This window comes from Arthrobacter sp. H41 (genome assembly GCF_000520535.1).
GTDB lineage: Bacteria > Actinomycetota > Actinomycetes > Actinomycetales > Micrococcaceae > Arthrobacter_D.
On record NZ_KI914786.1, the window covers coordinates 13,997 to 23,597 of the forward strand.

Annotated in this window: 7 protein-coding genes; all 7 read left to right on the forward strand. The window is 68.3% G+C overall.

Annotated features, from left to right (window positions below):
• On the forward strand, positions 1-1,238 hold a 1,238-nt coding region (locus Y705_RS18210; protein ID WP_081737884.1), incomplete at its 5' end, for a peptidoglycan D,D-transpeptidase FtsI family protein.
• Between the two features lie 67 nt (positions 1,239-1,305).
• The gene (locus tag Y705_RS0107415; protein WP_049822423.1) at positions 1,306-2,982 is read left to right on the forward strand and encodes a UDP-N-acetylmuramoyl-L-alanyl-D-glutamate--2,6-diaminopimelate ligase; all 1,677 of its coding nucleotides are present in this window, start codon (positions 1,306-1,308) and stop codon (positions 2,980-2,982) included.
• 6 nt (positions 2,983-2,988) lie between these two features.
• Positions 2,989-4,485 carry a UDP-N-acetylmuramoyl-tripeptide--D-alanyl-D-alanine ligase gene (locus Y705_RS0107420; protein WP_026532399.1) on the forward strand — a complete coding sequence of 499 codons (1,497 nt, stop codon included), beginning with the start codon at positions 2,989-2,991 and terminating at the stop codon, positions 4,483-4,485.
• Positions 4,482-5,582 (forward strand): phospho-N-acetylmuramoyl-pentapeptide-transferase, encoded by a 1,101-nt coding sequence (gene mraY / locus Y705_RS0107425; RefSeq protein ID WP_026532400.1) that lies wholly within the window; start codon positions 4,482-4,484, stop codon positions 5,580-5,582. Before Y705_RS0107420 ends, mraY begins: the two co-directional genes overlap by 4 nt.
• Complete coding sequence (gene murD / locus Y705_RS0107430; protein ID WP_049822424.1) at positions 5,567-7,156, forward strand: UDP-N-acetylmuramoyl-L-alanine--D-glutamate ligase; 1,590 nt, start codon at positions 5,567-5,569, stop codon at positions 7,154-7,156. Before mraY ends, murD begins: the two co-directional genes overlap by 16 nt.
• A 209-nt stretch (positions 7,157-7,365) precedes the next feature.
• Positions 7,366-8,454, forward strand: coding sequence for a putative lipid II flippase FtsW (gene ftsW / locus Y705_RS0107435; RefSeq protein ID WP_049822425.1), 1,089 nt, complete (start codon positions 7,366-7,368; stop codon positions 8,452-8,454).
• Positions 8,451-9,560, forward strand: a complete 1,110-nt coding sequence (murG, locus tag Y705_RS0107440) for an undecaprenyldiphospho-muramoylpentapeptide beta-N-acetylglucosaminyltransferase (protein WP_026532402.1) — start codon at positions 8,451-8,453, stop codon at positions 9,558-9,560. Before ftsW ends, murG begins: the two co-directional genes overlap by 4 nt.
• Positions 9,561-9,601: the final 41 nt, after the last annotated feature.

A 9,601-nucleotide genomic window follows, 5' to 3' on the forward strand; every position in this document is an offset into this window, starting at 1 on the left:
CGATCATCGGCTATGTGGGGCCCGACGGCAAGGCCCGGGAGGGCCTTGAGCTTTCCCTGACGGATCAGCTGGAGGGTGAGCCCGGCAGCCGGACCTTCGAGATCGGCGGTGACGGCATCCGGATTCCCTACGCCACCAACGAGGACGTCCCTGCTGTGGACGGTCAGTCCGTGAAGCTCACGATCGACCAGGACCTCCAGTGGTTCGCACAGCAGACCATCGCGTCGCAGGTCGAGGAATACGACGCGGAGTGGGGGAACATCGTGGTGGTCGAGGCGAAGACCGGCGCCATCCGCGCGATGGCCGAATCGACAACACCTGATCCGAACTTCCCCGGTGCCACCTCTCCCGAGGACCGCCAGCCGCGCTCGGTCAGTGCTGCCTTCGAGCCCGGTTCCACGACCAAGCTCATCACCATGGCCGCGGCACTCGAGGAGGGCATCATCGAGCCGACCTCGCAGTTCGAGCTGGACAACACGTACACGGTGGACGGCCAGACCTTCAAGGACGCCTTCCAGCACGGAACCGAGCGCCGCACGGCTGCGGGAATCTTCGCGAAGTCGATGAACACCGGAACCGTCATGATCGGGGAGCAGTTCACCAAGCAGGAGCGCTACGACTGGCTGAAGAAGTTCGGCATCGGCGAGAAGCTCAACACCGGCCTCAACCAGGAGTCCAGCGGCATCCTCGCGCCGCCCGAGGAGTGGGACGACCGCCAGCAGTACACAGTGCTCTTCGGCCAGGGCCTCGCCCAGACTGCGCTGCATACGGCAATGGTCTTCCAGGCGATCGCCAACGACGGCGTGAAGCTGGAGCCGCGGCTGGTCGACGCCTACATCGATCCGGACGGCACCGAGCACAAGCTTCCCGAGGACGAAGGGACCGAGGTGGTCTCCGAGGAGACGGCACTCCAGCTGCAGAAGATGCTCGAGACGGTGACCGTTGACGGGTCGGGGAAGACCGGCGCACTCGAGCAGTACCGGGTGGGGTCAAAGACGGGCACTGCAGAGGCTCCCGGGGCCAACGGCGGGTACGACGGCTACACTCTTTCCTATGCCGGAATGGCCCCCATCGAAGACCCCGAATACGTGGTGGTGGTGACGCTTCAGCGGCCCCAGGGTGATCTCTACTACCTGGTTCCGGGCTATTCCTTCCAGAAGGTCATGAAGCAGGTCCTGAACACGAACAACATTGCCCCCTCCACCAGCAAGCCCGACACCTACCCGGTCGAGTACTGAGCCGGGAGATCCAGGAAAATTGCCCAGCTCATCGCCCAAAAACCCGACGCCCGGGAGACCCGACGTCATGAGGCCCCGCAGCGTCGAGACCGTTCAGTTCCTGCGTGCGCTGCAGCAACTGCCGTCGGGGCTGCCCGCGGTCCACTACGGCTCCGTTCCGGTTGGCACCTCGAAACGCTCGGACGTGGCGGTGACGGGAGTGGCACTCGACTCCCGCTCCGTGCTGCCGGGGGACCTGTACGCCGCGCTGCCGGGCGCCCGCCGCCATGGCGCCGAGTTCGCCGGCCTCGCCGTCGCCAGGGGCGCCACCGCCGTCCTGACCGACGCTGCGGGCGCCTCCCTCATCGGAGCCGTCGAGCTCGACGGCGTGCCGGTGTTCACCGCCGCTGACCCGCGGGTGCTGGTGGGACCGCTGTCCCGGCTGGTGTTCCGGAGCCAGCCCGACGGCGTCGAGCGTCCAGCGCTCTACGGGGTGACCGGAACCAACGGCAAAACCACCACCACCTACTTCCTCAACTCCCTGCTCCGTGCGCTGGGCCGCACCACCGGGCTGATCGGGACCATCGAGATCCTCGCCGGCGAAGACCCCGTTCCCAGCCTGCTCACCACGCCCGAATCCCCCCAGGTGCATTCACTGCTGGCGCTGATGAGGGAGCGGAAGCTGACGGCGGCGTCCATGGAGGTGTCCTCGCATGCACTCGAGTTCGGGCGCGTGGACGGGGTCGTCTTCGATGTTGCGGGCTTCACCAACCTGACCCAGGACCATCTCGATCTCCATGGCGACATGGAAAGCTACTTCGCGGTCAAGGCCCAACTCTTCGATGCGGCGCACGCGCGGGCAAGGGTCATCACCGTGGATGACGGTTGGGGGCAGCGGCTTGCCCGCGAAGCGGCCCATCCCGTCATCACGCTGCTGACCACCGATGGACACACCGACGGACACACTGATGGGCAGGACGCCGGGCACACGGTTGGACACTCCGACGGCGCAGGCGGCGACGGCGCTGCCGCCGACTGGCGGGTGGGCGGCATCGGGCAGGACGGCCTCGGCCACGCCTTCACGCTCACCGGGCCCCACGGCGTAACCCTTTCCCTGCGCTGCGGGCTGCCCGGGACCTTCAACATCTCCAACGCCGCTCTGGCGGCGGTCATGGTCGTCGCCTCGGGTGTGCCCGTCGACGAGGTGCAGCGCGCCGCCGACAGCCGGGATCCGTTCACCATCCCGGTTCCCGGGCGCATGCAGGTGATCAGTGATCGTCCTGCCGGCATTGTCGATTTCGCCCACAACCCCGACGCCCTGGGGCGCACCCTCTCCTCGGTGCGGCGGGACGGGTCCCGCGTGATCGTCGTTTTCGGGGCGACGGGGCAGCGGGACGAAACGAAGCGGCCCATCATGGGCGCCGTCGCAGCGCGATCGGCCGACGTCGTCATCGTCACCGACGACGATCCGCACGACGAGGATGACGCGTTCATCCGCGCCGGCGTCCTGGCGGGTGCCGCCGCGGCCGTCCGCGACGGCTCGCTGCCCACCGAGGTGCTCGAAGTGTTCCCGCGCGCCGCGGCGATCGAGCACGCGGTGAAGCTGGCGGGCCCCGATGACACCATCGTGGTGGCAGGCCGGGGACACGAAGTGTGGCAGGAGGTCAAGGGCGTCAACCTTTCCCTCGACGACCGCGTGGAACTGGCCGCCGCGTTGACAAGGCACGGATTCTCTGTGCTTCCGCAGGCGGGGATAGAATCCTGAACCGTCATGATTGAATTCAGCGCAGCCGAGATCGCGGCAATCACCGGGGGCTATCTTTCACGCTCCGCCCAGGCAGAACCCTCCCGAATTGTCACCTCCGCAGCCACCGATTCCCGCGAGTGCACGGCGGGCAGCCTCTTCATCGCCAAGCCGGGAGAGAGCTCGGACGGCCACCTGTTCGTGCCGCAGGCAGCCGAGCGCGGTGCCGTCCTCGCCCTGGCGGAGCGGCCCGTCTCGGCCACCGGCGACGGCGCGGACTTTCCTGCGGTCATCGTCGCCGACGCGGTGCTGGCCATGGGAGCCCTCGCGGCGGAAGCGGTGCGCCGGATCCGGGCCGCCGGGCGCCTGACAGTGATCGGGATCACCGGGTCGGCCGGCAAGACCACCACGAAGGACCTCCTGGCCGGCATGCTGGCGGCCGAAGCTCCCACCATCGCTCCGGGCGGATCCTTCAACGGCGAGGTCGGGGTGCCGCTCACGGTCTTCAGGGCCGGCCTCGACACGCGGTATCTCATCATCGAGATGGGCGCCACGAAACCCGGGCATATCGGCTACCTGGCAGGCCTCGTCCAGCCCGATATCGGTGTGGTCCTCGGTGTCGGGTCCGCCCACGCCGGGGAGTTCGGCGGCGTCGAGAACATCGCCGCCGCCAAGGGCGAGCTCTTCGAGGCGCTTCCCGCCGGCAAGACCGCCGTCTTCAACGCCGACGACGAGCGCGTCCTGGCCATGAGGACCCGCACCGCTGCGGACAAGCTGTACTTCACCTCGTCCACCGATTTTCCGACCGACGACGGCACCGTCCTGACCGCCCTGGAGAGCACCACAACCCCCGAGGGGCACCCCGACTTCACGCTCGTCCTGCCCGACGGCGGGACACACCGGATCACCTCACCCCTGCTGGGCCTCCACCAGGTGACGAACCTGCTCGCGGCCGCGGCCGTGGGCTGGGCCGTCGGAGTGCCGGGCGCACGTATCGCGGAGGCCCTCCGTACGCAGCAGGCGGCGAGCCGGTGGCGAATGGAGCGCACCGAGCGCGACGACGGCGTCACGATCATCAACGATGCCTACAACGCCAATCCCGAGTCGATGCGGGCCGCGCTACGCACCCTGGCCGAACTCGGTGGGGGCCAGCGGCGCACCTGGGCCGTGCTGGGCGAGATGCTCGAGCTGGGCGAACGGTCCATCGAGGAACACGACCTCCTGGGGCGCGTGGTGGTGCGGCTGAACATCTCGAAGCTGATCGTGGTGGGGGACAACGCCCGTGCGCTCTTCAACGGCGCAGTACTCGAGGGCTCCTGGGGCGACGAAGCCGTCCACGTGACCGACGCCGCCGCGGCAGGCGAGATTCTCCGGGCCGAAGTTGCACCGGGGGACATCGTGCTCTTCAAATCCTCGAACGGCGCAGGTCTGCGTTTCCTCGGCGACAGTTTCACCGCCTCCAGCAGTGTGAGCGCCGGCCCTTCCATCGCGGGCAGCGCGCCTGAAAGCGGGATCCGGCCGTGATCGCGATACTGATCGGAGCGGCGACCGCCCTCGTCATCGGCTTCCTCGGGACGCCCCTGTTCATTCGACTCCTCGTCAGCAGGGGCTACGGACAGTTCATCCGCGACGACGGCCCCACCGCGCACCACACCAAGCGCGGCACTCCCACGATGGGCGGTGCGGTCATCGTGGGTGCAGTGCTCCTTGCCTACTCCCTGACACACCTCGTGATGGGGATGGTGGGCGGCTCGAACGGGCCCACCGCTTCCGGGTTGCTCCTCCTGCTGCTCATGGGGGGCATGGGACTCGTCGGATTCTTCGACGACTACATCAAGATCTCCAAACAGCGGAGCCTCGGGCTGAGCGCCCCGGCGAAGATCGCGGGCCAGACCACGGTCGGTGTCGTCTTCGGCGTGCTCGCACTCCAGTTCCCCAACGAGGAGGGACGGACCCCAGGCTCCACCGCCGTCTCGTTCATCCGTGACACCTCCTTCGACTTCGCCTTCGCCGGAACTGTGGGCGGAGCGATCCTGTTCGTGCTGTGGGCGAACCTGATCATCACGGGAACCTCGAACGGCGTCAACCTCACCGACGGGCTGGACGGCCTGGCGGCAGGAGCCTCGATCCTCGTCTTCGGCGCCTACATGCTGATGGGAATCTGGCAGTCCAACCAGAGCTGCGGCTCCTCCCGCGTGGTGGGGAACGTCTGCTACGAGGTGCGCGATCCGCTTGACCTCGCCCTCCTGGCAGCTTCCCTCTGCGGGGCGCTCGTCGGGTTCCTGTGGTGGAACACGTCGCCGGCGAAGATCTTCATGGGGGACACCGGTTCCCTCGCACTCGGCGGTGCGATCGCCGGTTTCGCGATCCTTTCGCGGACCGAACTGCTGCTCGTCATCCTGGCCGGCCTGTTCGTGGTCATCACGCTCTCCGTGATCATCCAGGTGGGCTATTTCAAGCTCACCGGAGGAAAGCGGGTCTTCCTGATGGCACCGCTCCAGCACCACTTCGAGCTCAAGGGCTGGCTGGAGGTCACCGTCGTGGTGCGCTTCTGGATCCTCGCCGGTCTCTTCGTCGCGGTGGGCCTCGGTATCTTCTACGCGGAATGGGTTGTGGGTTGATCAGTACACCGTCCCCGGACGAATCGGCACCGGCCGCGAGGCTCAGCAGCCTCACCACCTGGGACTCTCCCTGGCGCGGCCTCCGAGCCGTGGTGGCCGGCATCGGAGCGTCAGGCTTCTCGGCTGCCGACACCCTCCTCGAGCTCGGCGTCGACGTCGTGGTGGTCGACGGCCTCGATTCACCCGAGAACCGGGCGAAGGCCGACACGCTTCGGATCGTCGGTGCCGGAGCTGTCCTGCTGGGCAGCGGGCACGCACTCACGGTGCCGCTGGTCGACGGCGAGGCGCCCGACGTCGTCGTCACCTCACCCGGCTGGAGCCCGGCCCAGCCGCTGCTCGCCGACGCCGCACGCCGTGGCATCCCGATCTGGGGCGACGTGGAGCTGGCCTGGCGCGTGCGGATCCGGCAGGGGCGTCCGACGGCGGAGTGGCTGACGATCACCGGCACCAACGGCAAGACGACCACGGTGGGACTGACCGAGTCGATGCTGCTCGCCGCAGGCAAACGGGCCGTGGCCGCCGGCAACGTGGGCACGCCGATCCTCGACGTGGTCCGGGATCCGCAGGGTTTCGACTTCCTCGCTGTGGAGCTCTCGAGTTTCCAGCTCCACTGGTCCGATTCCCTGGCACCGCTCGCAAGTGTCTGCCTCAACATCGCCGAGGACCATGTGGACTGGCACGGCGGCTATGACGCCTATGCGGCGGCGAAAGCCAAAGTGTACGAGCGGACGAAGGTCGCCTGCATCTACAACGTGGATCAGCGCGAGACCGAGGTCATGGTGGAGAACGCAGAAGTACAGGAGGGCTGCCGGGCCGTCGGTTTCACCACCGGCACCCCCGCGGTCAGCATGATGGGCGTGGTGGAGGACCTGCTGGTGGACCGGGCGTTCATCGAGCAGCGGAAGGACTCGGCGGCCGAACTGGCATCGGTGCGGGAACTGGGCGAGGTGGTCCCGCGTCATCTGGTCGCCAACGCGCTTGCAGCCGCCGCGCTCGTACGTGCCGCCGGAGTGGCGCCGGCGGCGGTCCGCGAGGGTATCCGTGCCTACCGGCCGGGGGAGCACCGCATCCAGATCGCGGGCAACGAGGCCGGAGTGCTGTGGATCAACGATTCCAAGGCCACGAATCCGCACGCCGCTGCCGCTTCGCTCGCCGCATTCACCTCCGTCATCTGGGTGGCCGGCGGCCTCTCCAAGGGGGTTCGGTACGACGACCTCGTGCTCACCCACGCCCGGCGGCTGAAAGCCGTCGTCCTGATCGGTGAGGACGTCGCCGCCCTCCGGGAGGCCCTCGACCGACACGCTCCCGATGTCCCGGTCGTTCCGACCCTCGACCGGCAGACTGGAACAGGACAGTTTCCGGACGGTGCTGCGGATCCCGCGTACGGCCGGGCCGTCATGGATCGGGCGGTCGCGGAGGCCGCACGGCTCGCCGGGAACGGCGACACAGTGCTCCTGGCACCGGCCGCAGCATCAATGGACCAGTTCTCTTCCTACGCCCACAGGGGCACCGCCTTCCTGGAGGCAGTGCGTGCGGTTCTGGAGGGGCAGGCGAGAACCTCGGAGGAGTTGTAGATGGTCACCACGCCAACCAGGCCCGGCGGGCACCAGCCGNGCCGGCGGCTTCCGGAGCCCCGGCCGGGGCGGTACCGGCAAGGACCCAGGCGGCGGGCGGCCTCAGAAGGGCCTGGAACCTCCTGGAGGGGACCCACCGCGCGCCGAGCGGATCCAGCTACTACCTCATCCTCGGAACCGCGCTGGCACTGACGGCCATCGGCCTCCTGATGGTGCTCTCGGCGTCGTCCGTCGAAGCGATCTCGGACGGCGAGGACGAGTTCGCCCTGTTCCTGAAGCAGTCGGTGTGGGCGACCGCCGGGGTGGTGATGATGCTCATCCTGTCCCGGCTCGGGCCGAAGGCCTACCGGGTACTGGCCTGGCCGGGGCTCGGCGTGGCGATCGTGCTTCTCGTCCTCGTGCTGTTGATCGGTGAAAACATCAACGGAAACCAGAACTGGATCAAGATCGGGAACCAGAGCTTCCAGCCCTCCGAACCCACGAAGCTGGCCCTCGCCCTGTGGTTCGCCACGGTGCTCGAGCGGAAGAAAGCACTGATCCGGAACTGGAAACACGCCGTGGTCCCGGCCCTTCCCATCGGAGGGCTTCCCATCCTGCTGGTGCTGGCGGGTGGCGACCTCGGCACCGGCATGATCCTCATGATGATCCTCGCGGCCGCCCTGTTCTTCGCCGGAGCACCCCTGAAGATGTTCACGCTGGCCGGCATCGCCGGGATCATCGGCGTGCTGCTCCTCGTGGTGACGAGCGACAATCGCGGCGGGCGGATCGCCGCCTGGCTGCGGCTGAACTGCGACAACGGCGCGGACCTCTGCCTGCAGGCCGACAACGGGTTGTTCGCGATGGCATCGGGCGGTTGGTTCGGGGTGGGAATCGGCCAGAGCCGGCAGAAATGGAACTGGATCCCGGAGGCCCACAACGACTTCATCTTCGCGATCATCGGTGAGGAGTTCGGCCTGATCGGGGCAACGCTCGTCGTCGCCCTGTTCGGTATCCTGGCAGTTGCCACCATCCGGGTGGCCATGCGCTATACGGACCCGTTCGTCCGCATCCTGATGGGATCGATCCTCGTGTGGCTGATCGGACAGGCGTTCGTGAACATCGGCATGGTCACCGGTCTCCTGCCCGTCATCGGCGTGCCGCTGCCCTTCATCTCCTACGGCGGGTCGGCGTTGACCTTCACCCTGGCCGCTGTCGGTGTGCTGTTGTCCTTCGCCCGCAAGAGTCCTAAGATTCCGGGCGACGCAACTACCCGGTCCGCCTCCCCAGCCACCCCCGAAAGAGAACCCACAGCGCCATGACACGCAGCGAACCGCTTTCCGCCGTCCTGGCGGGCGGTGGCACAGCGGGCCACATCAGCCCGCTGCTCGCCATTGCACACGCCATCTCCGAGCAGGAGCCCGACGCACGGATCCTCGTGGTCGGCACTGAATCAGGCATGGAGACCCGGCTGGTGCCTGCCGCCGGATTCGAGCTTCGCACCATCGACCGCGTGCCGATGCCGAGGCGCCCGTCCTCCGACCTCCTGAAACTACCGTTCCGGCTGCTGCGTGCGGTGCGCCAGGCACTGCGGATCCTCGACGCGGCAGGAGCCGGCGTCGTGGTCGGGGTGGGCGGATACGTTGCCACTCCCGTCTACCTGGCGGCCTGGCTGCGGCGCATCCCCGTCCTCATCCACGAGGCGAATGCGCGCCCCGGCCTGGCCAATCGACTCGGTGCCCGCATCGCCACCACCGTGGCCGTGGCATTCCGGGACGCGGACCTGCCGAAGGCCCGATGGGTCGGCATGCCGATGCGCCCTGAGATCTCCGGACTGGACCGGGCACGGGAACGCGCGAATGCCCGGCAGGGCCTCGGACTCGATCCGGAGCGGCCCACCCTGATCGTCACCGGTGGATCCTCCGGTGCCGTCAGCATCAACCGTGCGGTGGCCGCCGCCGTGCCGGCACTCGTGGAGGCCGGGCTGCAGGTGCTCCACATCACCGGCCGCGGGAAGCAGGTCCTCGCGGCCGACGGCGGTGCGCTGGCGCTTCCCGGGTACCACCAGCTCGACTACGTGGACGGCATGGAACGCGTCTACGCCGCAGCGGACCTCCTGCTCGCGCGGGCCGGCGCGGCGACGGTGTGCGAACTGGCCGCCGTCGGCCTTCCATCGATCCTGGTGCCGCTGTCCCACGGCAACGGAGAGCAGCGCCTGAACGCCGCGTCGCTGGTGGCCGCCGGAGGCGCGCTGCTGGTCGAGGACTCCGAACTCACCCCGCAGTGGCTGACCGCCACCGTGACCGACCTGCTTCCGGACTCCGCGGCACTCGCCACCATGGGCGCCGCGGCTGCCGGGCAGGGCGTGCGCGACGCCGACCAGCGTGTTGCGGCGCTCGTGATCGAAGCGGCAGGGCGGAAAGCATGAGCCCCGCGGAAGAAGACCAGGACCACCAGGGCGGGCTTGCC